Below are 17,454 nucleotides of genomic sequence, written 5' to 3' on the forward strand. Positions count from 1 at the left end.
TCCCACCGGCTCTCACCCCACCGGACGGTGCAGCACGTAGCCGCCGTCGTGCAGGGCGAGCCAGCCGTCCTCGCCGGTGGCTGCGGCCATGATGGAACGCAGCATGCACAGGTACGTGTTGACGGTCTTCGACGGCGGCGGGTCGTCGCCGTAAAGCGCCGTGGCGATGCGCGGCAGCGGCACCGGGTGGCGCGCGGCGGCGACGATGCCCAGCACCTTGGCGCAGTTTGGGCTGACCTTCAGGGGCTTGCCGTCGACCAGCGGGTCGCTGCCGTCGCGGCCGATCTCCAGCCGGCCGCAGCGCACCCGCGTGCGCAAAGGCGGCGCCGCGCGGCGGCGGATGGCGGCGATGCGCGCCGCCAGTTCGCGCGGGTGCAGTGGGAAGGCCTGGGCGTCGTCGCAGCCGTGCGCCAGGGCGGCGGCGATGGCGTCGACGTTGTGTCCGTCCAATGCCGCGATCAGCGGCCCGCCATAGCCGGCGCCACGCACCCGCCGCGCTGCGGCCGGCGCCTGCCCGTCCCAGCCGAGCAAAAAGGCGGCGACGGGGGCCGCCGCCGCCTGGTCGGGTGACACGTCGAGAAGTTCGAATGCCCCGGCCCGCACCGCCTCCAACTGGCGATGCGGCAGCCCGAAGACGCCGAGGCTCAGAACTCCTTCCATTCTTCGTCCTCCGCGGCGTCGGCGTGCTTCAGCACCGCCTTCGCCGTGGAGGCGTGCGCCGCCGGCTTGGCCGCGTGGTGCGGCTGCGGCCGTTTCGCCGCCGGCTTCGCTGCGGTGGGCTTGGCCGCCGTCGGCTTGGCGGCGGAGACCGGGGCCCGGTGGGCCGGCGCCGGTGCGGCGGCCATGGTGCGGCGGTCGAGCTTGAAGAAGCCGACCAACGCCTTGAGGTCGGAGGCTTGCCCGGACATCGCCTGCGCCGCCGCGGTGGTCTCCTCGACCAGCGCGGCGTTCTTTTGCGTCATCTCGTCCATGGAGGCGACGGTGGCGTTGATCTCGTCCAGCGCGGTGGCCTGCTCGCTCGACGCCGACGCCATCTCGGAGATCAGCGCCGCCACCTCGTGCACGCCCTTGACGATGCCGCCCAGCGCGTCGCCAGCCTTGGCCACCAGCTCGACGCCGTCCTTCACCTGCCCGTCGCTGTCGAGGATCAGCGACTTGATCTCCTTCGACGCCTGGGCGGAACGCTGCGCCAAGTTGCGCACCTCCTGCGCCACGACCGCGAAGCCGCGCCCGGCGTCGCCGGCCCGGGCCGCCTCCACCGCCGCGTTGAGCGCCAACAGGTTGGTCTGGAAGGCGATCTCGTCGATCACCCCGATGATGTCGGTGATCGAGTGGGACGCCGTCTCGATCCGCTTCATCGCCTGGATGGCCGAGCCGGCGACCGCGCCGCCGCCCTCCGCCGCCTGCCGGGCGTCGTGCGCCATACGGTTGGCGCGCTGCGCGTTGTCGGCGTTGGAGCGCACGGTGGCGCCCAGTTCCTCCATGCTCGCTGCCGTCTCCTCCAGGCTCGAAGCCTGCTGCTCGGTGCGCTCGGCCAGGTCGGCGCTGCCGGTGGAGACCTCGGCGGCGGCGCTGGCGATGGCGTCGGCGGCGGTGGTGATCTGCCCGACGATCTCCGCCAGCTTGCTCGAGGTGGCGTTGACATCGGTCTTCAGCTTCTGGAAGGCGCCCTGGTAGTCGCGCTCGACCCGCTTGGTCAGGTCGCCCTCGGCCAGCGCGCCCATGACGCCGGCGAGGTCGGCAATGACGCCCTCGACGGTGTCGGTCAGGCGGTTGATGCCCTCCGACATGGTCCTGTAGAAGCCCTCCTTGCCGGCGAGATCGAGGCGCCGCGACAGGTCGCCCTTCGAGATGCCGTCGATGAGCGTGGCGATCTCCTCGCCGATGGCCTTCTCGTGCAGCCGCTGCGCCTCGTCGGCGCGGCGTTCGGCCTCCAGGCGCTCGCGCTCGGCCTCGTCCATGCGCGTCTTCTCGATGGCGTTGTCCTTGAAGACCTGCACGGCCTTGGCCATGGCGCCGATCTCGTCCCGGTTGCCGAGCGCCGGGATGGCGACGGCGAGGTCGCCGCCGGCCAGCGCGGTCATCGAGCTGGTCATCTCGGTGACCGGGCGTACGATGGAGCGCGCCACCAGCCACGCCAGCAGCAGCCCCAACGCCACCGCGCTGCCGCCCATCAGCAGCGACGTCGACTGCGTGGCGGTCATGTCGCTCTTGCTGTCCTTCAAGATCTCGTCGCGCGCCTTGCTCTGCGCATCGACCACCTTGTCGGTCAGGTCGGCGAACTCCGCGCCTTCCTTGGCCATGGTGCCGAAGGCGAGGCCCTGGATCTCCAGCGACGCTTTGGTGATGGCCGTGAACGCCTCGACGTAGTCGTCGGAGATGCGGTCGGCCTCCTGCGCCAGCCGCTTGCGCTCGGGGTGTTTCAGGCGCTCGGACAACGGCTTGATGAGGGCCTCGAACTCGGCGTTGCGCGTCTTGACCTCGTCGACGAACTTCTGCTCGGGGTTGGCGAGGAAGCGCAGGCCGCTGAGGCGGAACAGCATCAGCATCTCCTGCGCCTGGCCGGCCAGGGCGGCCGCTTCCATGTCGCCATCGGCCATGGCCGAGGCGATGATCTTCGTCAGGTTCTCGCGCGCCCGGGCGCCCAGCGGGTTCATCCGCTCATCGACCAGTCGGTCGCGCTGGCGGCGCGCCTCCACCAGCTTGCCGAAGTTGGCGCCGTAGGCCTCGAACAGCGCGGCCATACGCTCCAGCCCGCGGCGGCGCTCGGCGTTGCCGGTGGCGTCGACGGCTGTGCGCAGCGCGGCGCGCAGTTTGCCCTGCACCTCTTGCACCTGCTGCGCCGCCGCGGGATCGCCGGACAGCGAATACGTGACGACGTTTCGCCGCATCTGCCCGACGTCCACCGCGATATCGAGGACGTGCGCCGAGTTGTCGGCGATCGAGGCGTAGCGATCGAAGCCCCCCTCGGCCGCGCCGAGCGAGCGGTAGCCCACGGCCACGATGGCGCCCAGCAGCGCCAGGATCACCAGGAAACCGAAATAGACACGGGTTCCGACCCGGAAGCGACTGGCGAAGCTGCTGTTCATTGGGGAACCTCGGGATCGTATGCGATTGTGTGCACATGAGAACGCCCGCCGGAGCCCGGCCGCGGAAGACGGGGCGCAAGACTCCGCACCAGGCGGGCCTGTGCCGAATACTCACACGTCTTATGAAGGAATTCCCTTAATAATATATGATAAACAGGCCGAAAGGGGTATTCCTCCGTATTACGGACGTCCCGCCGACCGCCCTACACAAAAGTCGGACTGACCGTCCGACTTCGGTCAGGCGTGCCGGCCGGTCTTGGCGGGGGGCTCCGTCAGCCGCGGGCTGTTCCTGATGGAACGCCGGAAAGCCTGCCGACACGCTGCTTGAGGCGATGGAGGTCGCAGCGCCGGCTGGATATCACGACCGGCATCCGGATGCGAAAAGGGCCGCCCGAAGGCGACCCGTTCCGGAAGTGTTGCGCGTGGACGCCCGTCCGGATCGTCACGCTGGACCGGCTATGAGACGACGTCGAAGACGTGGTTGGCGTTGCCGGCCTTGACGCGGGTGAAGACCAGCGTCTGCACGCCGTTCGCCTTCTTGCGCCTGACGGTGTAGTCGGCGACCGGCTGGAGCATCTGGTACTCGTCCATGGTCACCGTGATGTTGTCGAGCGCCGGGGTGAAGGCCGGGTTGGAGGTCTTCAGGCTGGCCGCCACGTCGATGGTGGTGCCGAGCGCGGGGCTCCAGGCCAGAAGGCCGGTCTTGAGGTCGGTGCTGGTGTTGCCGACCGTTTCAATGTTCCCCAGCGCTGCGCTAACCCAGGCCGAGCCGTTCCAGGACTTCCAGGTCGTCCGCCCATCGAAGGACGTAAGGTACTTGATCGTGGTGCCCGGGTTGATCGTCTCGGCCACCGTAACGTTGTCGATGGACGAGAACGCCGACAGGTCGATGTGGCTGGTGTTCGATGTGGTGACGTAGTACGGGCCGGTGACGTACTGCTGGCCGTAGGCCATGGTCGGAACCGTGATGGTCGAGCCGGTCCAGCCACGGTCGGTGCCCATCGAAATGCGCATTTCGTCGATGCGGGTGTCCGCGCCAGCACCAGCCACACCAATTCGCATGACCGATGTACCGGCAACGTAGTTGATCGTGGACGACGTCCCACTACCGATCAATGTACCATTCACAAAGAACCGGGTCGTTCCGTCCGCTGAACGGTTGACTGCAACATGAGACCATGCCCCAGCCGTGAGGTTGGCCGGTGATGGACCGGTTATGCTCCCTGTAGAGTTCGTTTGCCAGGACAGTCCGCAACTCCTCACGCCTCCAGTTATTGGATTAATCTGGAAGAACATAACATTGTCGGCGTTATTGCCAGTTCCCCAATAGAATGGAAAGTCGTACGTGTTGGTGCTGCCGGGGCGCACCCAGAAGTCGATAGCCCATGCCTGCAATGGTGTTCCAAGCGCGCTGATCGGCATTTTGACGCAAGCGGTGATGCCGCCCTGCATGTGCATGCCGCCGGTTCCGAACTTGAGCTGGTCGGTCTTAACAACCGGCATGTTGGCCGAGCCATCGTTGACACTGGTCAGCCACACGCCATCCTTCACCGTCCGGGCGTTCGTCGCCTGGATCAGCGCCGTGTTCTTCGACAACTCCTTGACCCACCTCTGGCCTACCGACCCATCGAACACCCACAGCAGCGCGGTATCGTCGTCCTGGGTCAGGTTGCCCGGCGTGAAGTTGGTCTGATAACGCGGCTTTCCGTGCGTGATGCGGAAACTGTCGATGGCCCCGCTGATGAACCCGTTCAGTGCGAAATTGGTCCCCAGCCACAGAGTATGCGCCTCGGACGCGTGTGTGAAGTAGGTGGCCGGGTTGGCGGGCGTCCCGGCGACGCCGTTGGAGTAGACCACCCATCCGCGCCCTTCACGCACGGCGGCGATGTGGTTCCAGCCGGTCGATACCGATGGGCCGGTCGCCAAGTTGCCGGAGCCGTTTCCGTAAACCAGGGTTGGAACTCCGCTGACGAAGTCAAGCCGGAGATAGGCGGCACTGGCGGTGTTGACTGCACCGCCGTATGTGAACAGAGTAACACTCGTGACAGCGCTAAGGTACACCCAACCTTCGATGCAGAACTGCTCACCAGACGCGAAGTACATTGGGTGCCCAGTAGAGGGTTGGGCGTAGGTTAAAACTGCCCACTGCGTCCCATCCAGACGCAGACTGGTGCCGTGGCCACCGCGTGTGAAGGTGGAGGAAAGCGACGTTTGTGGCGTCGAATTCCACATAAGCTGCCACGTGGGGGTCGTTGTATCCCCGAACACATTGTTGCCGTAGCTGCTCTCGCTGCTGTCCAGCGTCACCTTGTCGCCGTTAGCGCCATCGAAATGCAGCAGCAAGATGGTGCGATCATCGGTGGTATGAGCGCTGGTCGGTGGCGTGAAAGTGGAAGTCCACTCAGCGACGCCGCGCTTAACCCGGAACTCATCAACATTACCAGCGAAGTTCGGCGTGGTGTTGTCCGCGTAGCGACCAATGGTGACGTAAGGGCTGCCGCGGGTGATAGTGTTGGTACCAGCGCTCGCGGTAGTCCCCAACACACCGCCCACAAACCCACGAAGGCTGGTCCCAGAACGCGTGATGGCGACGTGGTTCCAGGCGTTCAGCGTCAGCGTGCCAAACACAGTGCCATTGGCGATGTCATAGCCGCTGTTGGACGACGCGGCGCTCAGTCGAACCTGCCCACTGCTGTCATGAGTGCAGCGCAGACTCAGGTTGGCAGACACCGGGCCGATGGCAAAGAGTATAGCCCCGGTACCGAAGCTAGTAGGATACACCCAGGTGTCGATTGTAAAATCATCCGATCCGAGCTGGAAATCGTTGTGGGGCTTGTTGTCGTCAATGGAGATGCCGGTACCAGGTGACCCGTCCATAACAGCGGACGAAGTGCCGAATTTTGCCCTCGCGGTACTGATGGTGCAGCCGGAATTGATCAATCGCACATCATGCCCGCTCCGGCTGTCGTCACGGATCAGTTGCGAGCCGTGGCCGTCGCAGCCCTTGAACAGATAGACGGTGTCGCTGTCGCGCGTGAACTCAACGGTCGGGCGGGTGAAGGCCGCGGTGTAGCGGGCGACCTTGGAGACCCGGAAATTGGACAACCATCCATTGAGGCTGTAACCGTTCGGTCCAGGTCCGGTTGGTTTGCCGAACCAAATCTGCGAATTGGTGTAATTGGTCGTATCGACTGCCGATCCAACGCTGACACCGTCCACGTACAGGGTGCGAGTGCCATTGTAGCGAACAACAGCTACATGATGCCATGTCTGGACTGCACTGGTTGCGCTGGCAATCATGCCCGCTATACCACCAGTACTAAACTTGCCGGTGCTATAATTGTACGACATGTATGCAGCGCCGCGCGTATCGCCGGTATTAGTGTCGCGAAGATCAAAAACGTACCCTTCACCCATCGGCGGGGCAGTTTCCGGGCGCACCCACGTCTCAATGGTGAAGTCCTGCGTCGTTCCAAAAGCCAGCTTGTAGGACTTTGGGATGTTGAAGTAAGCATCATCAGTCAGATACATGCAGTGCGTGCCGAATGGCGTGATACCACGCTCGTCCACAATGGCCGTGTCGCCGTTCACCCCGTCCGCGTGGATCAGCAGCTTGGTGTTGCTGTCGATCACCGCCCCCGCCGCGTTGTGCAGCACGAAGGCTCCGCCCGACAGGTCGGTGCCGGTGGCGGCGTTCTCCTGGATGTAGTCGGCCTCGGTGTTGTAGGTCAGGTTGAACGCTTGTCCGGCGATCTGCTCGTACGCCGCCGCGACGGACTGGCCGGTGAGGGTGGCCGTCTGACCGCTGCCGACGTAGGTCGGCGCCGACTGGTTGATGGTGGAGCCGGGCTGGCTGTCGATGCGGTATTGCTCGTTTCCGCCGGCGTTCACCCTGGTGAGGGTGATGTTGGTGCCGGCGGCGAGCTTCGCATCCAGCGTGCCCGGCGCCGTGTCGCCGGCGCTGACCCGGACCTTCGCGGAGGCGTCCTGGAGCGCCCCCACGCCCAAGCCGACGGCTTGGGCGTGGGCGTCCAGGCCGGTCACGGCCTCGCGAATCCGTTGGACGTCGTCGCTGAGTTCGTTGTCCTGGTGGGGAAGCGGCAGGCCGAGGGTGGGCGTGCGGTCGTCGTGGATGGCCGGCATGGCGGCGCCCCCCATCAGGTGATCACCACGCGCAGCTTGCGCACGCGCGGGCGATACAGCGCCGTCCCGGCGAGCGTCAGCTTGACGCGGGTGTTGGTGGCGGTGAACGGGGTCAGCACGAACTTCCGCTCCTCCCAGCCGTCGCCCACCTGCGTGGCGCTGGCGAACGGCACCGCGGCGTAGCTGCCGTCGTCCTTCTGTGCCGCCACCGCCACCGTCGAGGTGCCCGGCGCCAGGCACTCGAACGTCACCGCCACCTTCACCCCGCTGCCGCAGGCCATCGCTCGGCTCACGTAGCTGGCGCTCTCCGCCAGCTTGCCCAGGATCGGCTGCGTGCCGGGGTAGAGCACCGGCGAGCGCTCGGCCGAACCGCTCAGCACCGCCTGCACCTGCAGCGTGTCGGTGATCTTCGCCGGCAGCTTCAGCACCTGCCCCGGCGCCAGGCGGAACTGCGTGCCGTCCGTCTGGGTGAAGATGAAGGTCACGTTGGTGTCCGCCGCCGGCCGCTCCACCGTGGCCGCCGCCACCAGGTCGGTCACGTCGGCGGCGCTGATCGTGCCCAGGTTCACCGTGCGCGTCAGCACGTCGAAGCGCGCGCCGTACAGGCGGAACGCCAGGTCCTTGTCCTGGTGCGGCGTCCAGGTCGAGGCGTTCGAGCTGGAGAGCAGCACGCCCACCGTGTAGGGCTGCTGGGTGATCCAGCCGCTGGCCTGGTCGTACTTGCCCAATTCCGCGACCGCCAGCGCGTGCGTCGCGTCGTCGGTCAGCACCACCAGTGCATACTCGCGGTTGGCCTCCAGCCACACCGGGTCGAAGCTCACCGGCGTCGGTCCGGACAGGCTGATGTCGGCGGCCTTGATGACGCCCTGCGCCACCACCTCCGAGGTCGGGATGCCGGTCTGCACGCCGCGGATCTGCACGTACACCGGTTTCGTGCCCTTGGCCTTGAACCACAGCTCGGCGGCCACGATGTGCCGCCCGGTGGGCAGGGTGAACGTCTGCGCCAGCGGATCGAAGTGGTACTCGGTCACCGTCGCCACGCGCCGGCGCAGCTCCGTGGTGATCGAGCCGCGCCCGGTGAAGGTGGCCTGCCCGTACGAGCCCTCGGCCCCGAAAAACGCCACCTTCTTCGTGCCGGCCGGCACGCTGGCCGGGATCTGGAACGACCCCGATACCGCGCCCTGGGCGTTCGCCTTCAGTTTTGCCATGGATTGGATGCTCCTCAGACCGGCGTGACGTCGATGCCGTCGAACGTGACCTTGTCCAGCGTCTCGTTCGGGTCGAAGCCATCGATGGTGAAAGTCACGGTGATGGGACGCAGGTACTCTTCGGTGGTGGTTACCGACGACACCACGGTGTCCTCGATGCTCGTCGACGAGCGCACGACGGTGGACACGCCGGGCACGAAGTGGCCTTCGCGCACGAAGCGCGTCGTGCCGTCGGTGGTCCAACTGGTCACCGTGGTGGTCCAGAAATCGACCTCCGGGGTCAGCTTGATCACCGCCGGCACCGGGTCGAACGCCTGGTAGGGGTTGATCTTCATCGAGCCGGACTGCTTGGCCTGCTCGAGCACCACCTCGGGCGTGTAGGACAGCGTCACCCGTGCCGAGCCGGACGGCGCCAGGATCTGCGCGTCGATGGGCAGCATCAACTCGCCGTTGACGATAGCGGCGTCCTGGACGATGCCCTGGTCGCGCAGCGCGTTGTCGCGGAAGGCATCGACGAAAACGCCCTTCTTGGCAGCGGGCTCGGTGAGGTTGACCGTGATGTTGAGGTTGGCCAGCGCCACCAGACCGTACAGCGTGTCGATCTGGTCGCGCATGGCCTCCAGCTCGTTCATCGGTACGACGCGGATGGCGTCGCTGACGACACGCCGTCCGGCGTCCCAGCTCTGGTAGACGCTGGCGAGGCCGAGCATGCCGGAGGGCACGTCTGGCACCACCGGGCCGGTGTCGCTGGCCACCCCGGTCACCCAGGACGGCACGCCGTCCTTGTCCAGGCACAGCCGGTCGTAGCGCGGCAGGCGCCACTTGTAGGTGGTCTGGATCAGCGAGCCGGCCACGGCGCCGCTGACCGTGAAGCCGGTGGCGTCGGCTCCCGTCGGGGCGACGGTGGCGAGGTACTGGTAGACCACCTGGTAGGTGCTGCCCGGCGCCACCTCGGCGCCCGGCAGGCTCCAGTCCACCTTGTCGCTGGTCAGCTTGTAGTCGGTGCCGTTGAGGTAGGTGGTGCCGCCGGAAAACGCGCTGCCGCCCCAGGTGCCGCCCTGGTTGACGGCGACGATGGCGGTGACCGGACTGTCGGGCAGCGCGTCCTGGGCGCCGGAGAAGCCGCCGTGGGTCAGCGTGACGGTCTTCTGTTTGGTCACCAGGACCTGTTGGATGGAATCCACCGGGCCGTGGTTGAGGGTGACGCGCTCGGTACCGCCGACGGCGGTGTGCGGCTCGCTGCTGACGGTCTTGAGGTCGGGCAGCGCCGGGTAGGCGAGGCGGATGGCGTGCGGAATGCGCACCTCGCGCCCGGCGATGCGCGCCACGCCCTCGGAGAGCGAGTAGACTTGGTTGGCGCCGTCATCGGCGAGGCGGGTCAGGCGCAGGCCGGCGGAGACGTAGAAGCCGCCGGCGGACTGCAGGTCGTAGTCTGCGATGGCGAGGGAGACGCTGTCCACCTGGGGCGGCGGCTCCTTCTGGACCAGCACGCCGTTGACGACGGTGTAGACCGGATAGAACTCGCCGCCCTGGCCGTCGCCGGCGAAGCCCCAGGCGGTGTCGGCGCGCAGGCGGGCGGCGCCGGGGGCGTTGTAGTTGCGCGGGCCGATGGCGGGGTCGCGCAGGGCCGGGTCGTCGGCCTCGGTGATGACGACGTCGTCGAGGTAGACGCCGATCTGCACGATGCCGGTCCTGGCGATGGCGAAGCCGGCCGGGGGCACGCCGCGCACGGCGCCGCGCAGGTAGACGGCGCCGGCCTCGGCGGTGACGGCGCCGGTGTCGGGATCGACGACGACGGCGGCGTCGCGGATGATGGCGCCGTCGCGAAAGAGCGCGTCGGCAACGCCCTTGAGGCGGTGGATTTCCGTCTCCTGGACCTCGTTGAGCTCGGCGCACTGCACCACCTTGCCGATGCGGAAGAGGTGGCGCTCGTAGCCCTTGGTAGGGTCGAAGCGGCTGTAATAGCCGTCGAGGGTCACGGTCATGGCGTTACAGCTCCAGGACGAACTCGAAGCTCTGGCGGGTGGCCGAGCTTCGCGGGATGGCGGGCACGCGCTGCAGGGCGAGCAGCACGCCGGGGCTGTCCAGGTCGGCGGGCAGCAGGTAGCCCTTGCCGGCGGGGACGGCGGGCTTGGGCGCGGTGCCGAGGAAGACGCCGACTTCGCGGATGACGGCGGTGGGTTCGTCGGCGTAGTCGAAGTTGAACTGGACGTAGAGGTGGTTGGTGGGGGTTGGCGAGGTCCTGTAACGCCCCTCCGGGACGGTGATGTCGCCGGCCGGATCGGGGGTGCAGTATTTCTGCACGTCAACGGCGTGGCGGCCGAGTTCGGCAACCAGCGCGGTGGCGTCGGTGGGCTCGGGTACCGGCGTGGCGTCCCAGGCCGGGTCGCCGGTGCCCCAGGCGAGGTGCAGCGGTTGGGCGGCAACGGCGAGCGCGATCGCCGTGCGGCCCGAGGTGGTCAAGATGGCCATGAACGGAGGCTCCAGACATCGTGGTCTCGGACAACCCTGCCGTCACGACCGCTGGCCCGGGGCCGCGGGTGGATAAAAAAAGCACCAAGGACAACAGGTCGGTGCTGGATTCAACCGCGCTCAGGGAAACCTTCCGTCGGTGAGATCGAAGCATGTCTTGCACCAAGCGGCAGCGTCAGGCGGTCGAGACCGTCAGCCTTGGCGAATGCGGTGGGGCATGATTGAGGCCTCCGGCAAGGCCGAAGCGCAACGGGCGCCCACCGTTCCAGTGGGCGCCCATAGGGGGATCGGAGGAGGAATCAGAGAATGATCAGGCGGCCGGCGAAGCGGCCGTCCGGCTTAACAGTATAGGCCGGTTGTCCTTTACGACGTCGGGCTGAATCGGCGCCCCTTGGATCATGCTGTCTCCTGAAGGAAAGGGACGCTAGGCCACCCGAAGCATCAGCGCCGAACCGTTCCGATAGAGGCCGTTCACCGGCACGCCGGCCGAGGCTGCGGCAGTGTCATCCGCCGCGTTGGTCAGGCCGCCGGGGAACACGATGTAGCCGGCCGGCCATAGCGTGATATTTCCGGGGGTGCCGGTGCCCGTCGCCTCGCCGGACTCGATGTAGACTCCCCCGCCGTCGCCGTTGGCGCCGTTGGCGGCACTGCCGATGATGCCGATTGCGCCTCCATGGAGAATCACCGCACCGTTGCTGCCTGTGCCGTCACCGGCACCGCCGTGCAACATGACATCGTGGCCGGTACCGTTGGACCCTGCAGCCGCGTGTCCGCCTTCCAGCCGAACGGAACCCGTCGCCCCGCTTGCGCGGGTGTCCGAACGCCCGCCCTGTATCCAGATTTGGCCCCGCGGGTTGTACAGGTGCACGCTGTTCTGCGTGTCCGCGTCGTCGGCAGGCGGTGTCCGCTGGGCACTCGAACCGATGGCGTAAATGGAACCGAGTTTCAGCAAGTCCTTTCCGTCGATCCTCAACGTCGCGCGCGCGTTGCTGCCGGGATCGGCGATAGCGAGCGAGCTGTCACCGCTTGCCATCGACACCGTCCCGCCAGCCGGGGTGGACAGGCTGACATTGCCGACGGTTCCGGTTCCGGTCGCCGCTCCGGAGGTAATCGTCACCGAACCGCCGTTGCGGTCGGTGCCGGCGGCGTCGCGGCCCTGGATGACGACCGAGCCGCCGTTGCCGTCCGCAAGCGCCGGACCGCCGTTGAGGTACAGCCAGCCGCCGCTGCCCGCCGTGGTGCCGCCGTAGCCGGCCTGCAGCGACAGCAGGTGGCCGGTGCTGGTGGCGCTGCTCGGCGCCGGCACGTCGATGACGTACGCCCCGGGCGCCGACCGGTAGACGCGGGCGACGGTTTCGTCACCGATCTGCCAATAGAACTGACCCAGGGTGGCGCCACCACCGGCCTTCAGGTAGATGCTGCCGCCAGCCGCCACGCCGTTGCCGGCGGTGAGCGAGGCCTGACCACCAGCGCTGCCCGCTGCGGTGCCGTTGCCGGCGGTCATCGACACGTTGCCGCCGTTGCCGCCGACCGCACCGCCAACGCCGCCCCTGATGGCGACGCCGCCGCCGTTGCCGGTGCCGTTGTTGAAGGTGCCGTTGGCCTGGTCCCAGCCCGGCCGCCCGCCGGTGATGCTGACCGCGCCGCCATGGCCAGTGAGGCCGCCGTTGCCCCCGACGACCGCCGCACCACCACCGGCGCCGGTGCTGTCGCCAAGACCGCCGTTGAGCTGAGCCCCCCCACCGCTCAGGTTGGAACCGGCCGCTGCCATGCCCCCGAACACGATGCTGGTGCCAGCCGCGCCCGCCGCCGCGGTGTCCGAGCGGGCCGCATGGAGGTGCAGGGCACCCTTAGGATTGTAGAGGGCGACCGAGTTGTTGTAGAGCGCGCTGTTGGCGGACGGCGTACTCAGGGACTGCGTGCTCAGTGCGTAGGAGCTGCCAACCTTCAGCAGGGGCTTCGCGTTGAACCTGAACTCGGCCGCGTCGTTGTTCTCGTCGAGGGCGGCGAGCGCCAGTGTCGAGGTGCCCGTGGCGAGATCAATGGCCTGCTTCAGGCCCTCGATGCTGACGCTCTTCGTCGCGTTCCCGGATGCGTCCCAGACCGGCAGCAGGTCATCGGGCGAGACGGCATCGCCATTCAATCCGGCGAGCTGTGCGATGGTTTTATCGGCCATATCATATCCTCACATAACCGCCGGTTTCGGTAACCAGCTTGTTTCCTTGAGAGTCGATCCGAATGACTGGAGGAACTTCGGACGCCTTGAAGCCGATTTGCGGAATTGGATAGGACCGGTCGCTCCAGCGGCGTTTTTCCCATCGTCCCGCCCACCTGGTGTCGCGGTATATCTTCGGCGTGGTGAGCCGGTGGACATCGCGGGAGGCGATGGCGCCGGCGGCGGCCTCCTTGGAAACGGCGGTCGAGAAGGTCACGTGCAGGCTGGCCGGCTCGTGGTCCGGGTAGACGTATGGGGCCGGCGCCGCGCCTTCCGTGACCGCGGTCCACTCGTCGATCGGCTCGTAGCGCACGCCCCATTCGTAGTCCGAGAGGCGCCCGCTGTCGGACAGGACCGGCGCCTCGCCGATCTCGACCAGGACGCGGCCGGGCAGGTGAGCCTGCTCCTCGCCGATGGCGCCCTGATCGGACAGGATGATTTCGCCCTTGCAGAACGTCAGGTGCCGGGCGATGTCGGCCGGGTCGGGAGGCCCCAGGACGTGACCGGAGAACAGCGCCGTGATCGCGAGGCGCGGGTTCATCTTCACGAAGGAGTCGCCGAGGACGAAGTTGTAGTCGAGGATCTGGCCGTCGAAGTCGTGCAGGTGCCAGGAGAAGGTGTCGTGGCCGCCGAAGGCGACCGCTCCTCCCTCGACGGCCCGGACCAGGATGGGTGGCAGGTGGATCGCCGGCGGCAGCAGCAGCGTTCCGGCCGGTCGGTCGGCCTCCGCCTCGCGCATGGGCGCCGTGAAGTCGATGGAGCGCCGCGCGACGAGCTGGATGCGGTGGTAACCGAACTCCTTGTCGTCGGGCAGGTGGTCGCCGCCGCTCGGCTCGGAAACGCCGATGGTGAACAGTTCCCGCCAGGGCTCGCGCACCTCCACGTCCAAGCCGGTCAGCCGCCGGATGTTGGCGCGCATCGCCGTCGGGTTCGAGCGCGGCCGGCGCGGCTCCCAGACGATGCGTTCCGCCAGCCGCGCGTCGGACTCGCCGTTGCGGCGGCGCAGGCCGAAATAGGACGCCCACAGGTCGGCCCACTCTCCTCGCGAATCCGGGATGACGAGCTGGCGAAGCGCTTCGCCGATGTCGGCCTTCGCGCGGTCCAGCGTCCGGCCGACGGCATCCGTCCACCCCCACAGGATCGAGGTGTAGGCCAGCAGGTGATCGCCGTCCCCGGTGTCCTGGTCGCCGGACCCGGGCAGCAGCGCCAGGGCGCCGACGCCGTCCAGTGCGGGATCGGCGTACACGATCCCGACGCCGGCGGCGGACAGGGCGGCGCGCACCTCGCCGATGGTCGCGCCGTCCAGCGGCACCTCCAGGTCCGGCAGGTCCGGCCGCTCCACCCTCAGCACGTCGGCGGCGACCGCCCAGCGCAGTCCGCCGGGGGAGCGCACGCGCATCGCCAGGGCCGCCGCGGGATCGCGGTCGAACACGCGATGGAGGTGGCTGAGGAGCCACGGCTGCATCGTCGTTATCATGACCACACCACCGTCAGCGTTCCGGGCACCAGCACGGAGCCCACCGGGCATCCCACCACCTGCGTCGGCGTGACGATCTCCGCCCCTTGGGCGGTCTCGAGCGAGAGCACCGCGTTGATCAGATTCACCGGCCGCAGGTCGCCGCCGCTGCGCGTGGCGCGGATGACGCCGGTCAGCGCCGCCGCGATCTGCGCGCGGGTGTCGTCGGTCTGGTAGAACGCCGGGATCTGCGCCTGGATGGTCACGTCGACCGGCCGTTCCGCCATGGCGACCACGTCCACGCGCATCCCGGCGGGGCGATAGCCGGGCATCAGGTTGCCGTCCGCGTCCTCGTATCCTTCGACGATGTCCTTCACCGCCTGAACGAGCTGCTCGGACGTGCTGCCGGCGCCGTTGTGGACGTAGAGCGTGACGAACCCGGCCTCCTCCTCCACGGCCACGCGCGCCACGCGCTCCAGCACCGTCGTGCCGGACACGTCGGTCACCGTGGCGAGGCGCGCCGCGTAGGCCAGCGCGCCGACGGTGCCGCGCGCCAGACTCTTGATGAACTCGGCGAACCGCAGCTTGCGCTCCGACTCCGTCTCGGCGCCGCGGCCGTTGGCGAGCGCGTCCGGATTGGTGACGCCCGCCACGCCGTCCACCGGCGAGACCAGCTGCCCGATGGCGCCCGGCAGCGCGTTGCCGGCCGGCCCCGCGGTGCCGGCGGTCATCAGCACGTCGACGCTGGTCTGTCCGACCGGAATCGTGGCGGCTTCGACCGTCTCGTACTCCACGTTGGAGGCGTTGGCGACGCGCGTCCCGACCGCGATGGCGACGGGGGCGGTGCGCCCCGGTTGCGCGTTGAACCGGACGATGCCCGACGCCGGAACGGCGGGCAGCAGCGGGAAGTCGAAGCTGCGGTAGATCGCCGTCGGGATCCCTTCGACCAGGCCGGCCAGATACTGCTGGTACAGCTCGTCGATCTCGATCGCCGGCGCCTCGATCATGGTGCGCGCCACCGATCCCACGTTGAAGTCCGTGACCTTCGGCGAAGTCTTCCGCATGTGGTTGACCATGCCGGCGACGATCGACAGGAAGTCCTTAATCTGAAAAGGCATTGTTCATCCCCATTCCCACCGGCAGGTGCTGGCCGTCCACGGTGACGGCCGTTGCCGTGACGGCGATGCCGTCGCCTTGGATGTCGGCCGTCGGATTTTCGACGCGGGCCACCCGCGGGTCGGCGCGCAGGGTGCGCGCGACGAACATGGCCGCGAGCTGGTTGTTGACTTCGCCGCCGGGCCGGCCGATCAGCGTGCGAGCGGGGCAGCCGTAGCCCTGGTGGAACAGCAGGTCCCCCGGATCGGTGGCCAGCGCGTGGCGAAGCGCCTGGTTCAGGTTGGCCACGCCTTCGGTGAGCCGCAGGTCGCCGCCGTCCGTCACCTCGATCCGGCCGTTGGTGAGCGCGATGTCGCACCCGAACATGCTGTGCGCGTCGGCCACGCCCGTCGATGGGGGGGCCGCGGTCGGCAGCATGATCGGGGCGCCGGACAGCAGGACCTGGGACCCGGCTAGGGCCGGGTCGTCGGTGATGTAGGGTGGCATCAGGTTGTTGATCTGCGCCAGATCGGGCCAGCGCGCCGCGTCGCCCATCTCCCGGGCGGCGATGGCCTGGAGGCTGTCGCCGACCCGTGTCGCGACGCGCCGATAGCCGTTGAGGGCTTTGGTGAAACTCATCGCAGCTTGACTCCCGACGGGAGGACCGCGAGCGCCTGGGAGGCGGCCACGGACGGAATGGTCAGCGGGTCGCGCAGCAGCGTGTCGATCGCGTTGCGGCCAGCCGTGGATACGGACACGCGCGAGGCCACCGGCGGAAACATCTCCTGGAGCGGGCTCCTTTCCGCTTCCGCATAGGTCGACCAGGCGCGCCCGCCGCCGGTGGAGGAGCAGTTGCTGGCGCCGTACAGGTCGTCGAAGGAACGGAAGGTGCGGCCGGTCTCGAAGCCGTTGGCGATGGTGCACGCAATGTCGTTCATGGTGGAGGCCGCGCGCATCAGCAGGCCCTTGACCGCACCCGCCGACTCCCCGGTCGCCAGGATGCCGAACCCGTTGCCGGCCGCCTGGGCGACCATCTGCACCGTCGAGAAGATCGGCGCCGTCAGGTTGCCGATGCCGCTGCGGACCTCGTCGATGACGTCGAGCACGAGCCGGACGCAGCTCTGGACGAAGGCGCAGACCTGCGTCACCACCTCCTTCACCGCGGAGTAGGCCTGCCCCACCTGCTTGATGATCTCGCCGATCTCCCGGACCAGATTCTCCAGACCGAGCTTCGCCGTCAGCCAGCGCAGCGGGTTGAAGAGAGCGCCGGTGATGGCATCCTTGGCGCTGGTCGGTTCGGCGTTGTCGTTCAAGACCAGGAGGCTGACGTCGTACCGCATCAGCAGCGGCGCGTCCTTCGACCGCCGCAGCGTGAAGGTCTTCGGGGCCACCCGCGCCGTGATCCGGTCGAGCGTGTCGGCGAAGTAGAGGCCGACGGCCTCCGGGTCCTGGCCCTTCTCGGCCAGGGCCTTGCGGCGGGCATGCCATTGGGTGAAGACGGTGGAGCGCAGATTTTCGAACTGCGCCGCGCCGTCTGCGCTGAAGCCGCCGCGCCAGCCGGTGTGCCCCTTCAGCGTGATGGTACTCACGCCTCGGTCGAAGGCGTCGACCCAGGCGCTGCCCAGCGTCTGCTGGACGGTGAGGCGGGAAGGTTCTTCCCGGATCAGTTCCTCCGGACGGATGGTGAAGTTCCAGGTCAGGACCCCGCCTTCACCACCCTCCAGGTAAAAGCCGATCTTGCGGTGTTTTTGCGATGGAGGTGTCATGCCTCCACCG

Annotated in this window: 11 protein-coding genes; all 11 read right to left on the reverse strand. The window is 67.8% G+C overall.

Annotation, left to right across the window (positions count from 1 at the left end):
* Positions 1–12 precede the first annotated feature (12 nt).
* The 11 genes from TSO221_RS18610 to TSO221_RS18665 all read right to left on the reverse strand — a co-directional run bounded on the left by TSO221_RS18610 (position 13) and on the right by TSO221_RS18665 (position 17,444).
* On the reverse strand, positions 13–660 hold the full coding sequence (locus TSO221_RS18610) for a hypothetical protein (protein ID WP_109120014.1): 648 nt from the start codon (positions 658–660) through the stop codon (positions 13–15).
* On the reverse strand, positions 645–3,089 hold the full coding sequence (locus TSO221_RS18615) for a methyl-accepting chemotaxis protein (RefSeq protein WP_109120015.1): 2,445 nt from the start codon (positions 3,087–3,089) through the stop codon (positions 645–647). The genes TSO221_RS18610 and TSO221_RS18615 overlap by 16 nt, the downstream gene beginning before the upstream one ends.
* Positions 3,090–3,545: 456 nt before the next feature.
* The gene (locus TSO221_RS18620) at positions 3,546–7,232 is read right to left on the reverse strand and encodes a LamG domain-containing protein (RefSeq protein WP_158284133.1); all 3,687 of its coding nucleotides are present in this window, start codon (positions 7,230–7,232) and stop codon (positions 3,546–3,548) included.
* A gap of 14 nt (positions 7,233–7,246) precedes the next feature.
* Positions 7,247–8,440, reverse strand: a complete 1,194-nt coding sequence (locus TSO221_RS18625) for a hypothetical protein (RefSeq protein WP_109120017.1) — start codon at positions 8,438–8,440, stop codon at positions 7,247–7,249.
* 14 nt (positions 8,441–8,454) lie between these two features.
* On the reverse strand, positions 8,455–10,425 hold the full coding sequence (locus TSO221_RS18630; RefSeq protein WP_109120018.1) for a DUF4815 domain-containing protein: 1,971 nt from the start codon (positions 10,423–10,425) through the stop codon (positions 8,455–8,457).
* Between the two features lie 4 nt (positions 10,426–10,429).
* Positions 10,430–10,912 carry a hypothetical protein gene (locus tag TSO221_RS18635; RefSeq protein WP_109120019.1) on the reverse strand — a complete coding sequence of 161 codons (483 nt, stop codon included), beginning with the start codon at positions 10,910–10,912 and terminating at the stop codon, positions 10,430–10,432.
* Positions 10,913–11,336: 424 nt separating this feature from the next.
* On the reverse strand, positions 11,337–13,088 hold the full coding sequence (locus TSO221_RS36840) for a hypothetical protein (protein WP_146208848.1): 1,752 nt from the start codon (positions 13,086–13,088) through the stop codon (positions 11,337–11,339).
* Position 13,089: 1 nt separating this feature from the next.
* Positions 13,090–14,592 carry a hypothetical protein gene (locus tag TSO221_RS18650; RefSeq protein WP_109120022.1) on the reverse strand — a complete coding sequence of 501 codons (1,503 nt, stop codon included), beginning with the start codon at positions 14,590–14,592 and terminating at the stop codon, positions 13,090–13,092.
* Positions 14,593–14,600: 8 nt separating this feature from the next.
* Entirely contained in the window at positions 14,601–15,701 is a 1,101-nt protein-coding gene (locus TSO221_RS18655) for a baseplate J/gp47 family protein (protein WP_109120023.1), read from the reverse strand.
* Positions 15,685–16,317 carry a hypothetical protein gene (locus tag TSO221_RS18660; RefSeq protein WP_109120024.1) on the reverse strand — a complete coding sequence of 211 codons (633 nt, stop codon included), beginning with the start codon at positions 16,315–16,317 and terminating at the stop codon, positions 15,685–15,687. Before TSO221_RS18660 ends, TSO221_RS18655 begins: the two co-directional genes overlap by 17 nt.
* Entirely contained in the window at positions 16,314–17,444 is a 1,131-nt protein-coding gene (locus TSO221_RS18665; RefSeq protein ID WP_109120025.1) for a hypothetical protein, read from the reverse strand. Before TSO221_RS18665 ends, TSO221_RS18660 begins: the two co-directional genes overlap by 4 nt.
* Between the last annotated feature and the right edge of the window lie 10 nt (positions 17,445–17,454).

This window comes from Azospirillum sp. TSO22-1 (genome assembly GCF_003116015.1).
GTDB lineage: Bacteria > Pseudomonadota > Alphaproteobacteria > Azospirillales > Azospirillaceae > Azospirillum.

Bases quoted from the DNA above. Each gene is read 5' to 3' on its own strand.
- TSO221_RS18610 (WP_109120014.1), bottom strand. From the start codon at position 660: ATGGAAGGAGTTCTGAGCCTCGGCGTCTTCGGGCTGCCGCATCGCCAG.
- TSO221_RS18615 (WP_109120015.1), bottom strand. From the start codon at position 3,089: ATGAACAGCAGCTTCGCCAGTCGCTTCCGGGTCGGAACCCGTGTCTAT.
- TSO221_RS18620 (WP_158284133.1), bottom strand. From the start codon at position 7,232: ATGCCGGCCATCCACGACGACCGCACGCCCACCCTCGGCCTGCCGCTT.
- TSO221_RS18625 (WP_109120017.1), bottom strand. From the start codon at position 8,440: ATGGCAAAACTGAAGGCGAACGCCCAGGGCGCGGTATCGGGGTCGTTC.
- TSO221_RS18630 (WP_109120018.1), bottom strand. From the start codon at position 10,425: ATGACCGTGACCCTCGACGGCTATTACAGCCGCTTCGACCCTACCAAG.
- TSO221_RS18635 (WP_109120019.1), bottom strand. From the start codon at position 10,912: ATGGCCATCTTGACCACCTCGGGCCGCACGGCGATCGCGCTCGCCGTT.
- TSO221_RS36840 (WP_146208848.1), bottom strand. From the start codon at position 13,088: ATGGCCGATAAAACCATCGCACAGCTCGCCGGATTGAATGGCGATGCC.
- TSO221_RS18650 (WP_109120022.1), bottom strand. From the start codon at position 14,592: ATGCAGCCGTGGCTCCTCAGCCACCTCCATCGCGTGTTCGACCGCGAT.
- TSO221_RS18655 (WP_109120023.1), bottom strand. From the start codon at position 15,701: ATGCCTTTTCAGATTAAGGACTTCCTGTCGATCGTCGCCGGCATGGTC.
- TSO221_RS18660 (WP_109120024.1), bottom strand. From the start codon at position 16,317: ATGAGTTTCACCAAAGCCCTCAACGGCTATCGGCGCGTCGCGACACGG.
- TSO221_RS18665 (WP_109120025.1), bottom strand. From the start codon at position 17,444: ATGACACCTCCATCGCAAAAACACCGCAAGATCGGCTTTTACCTGGAG.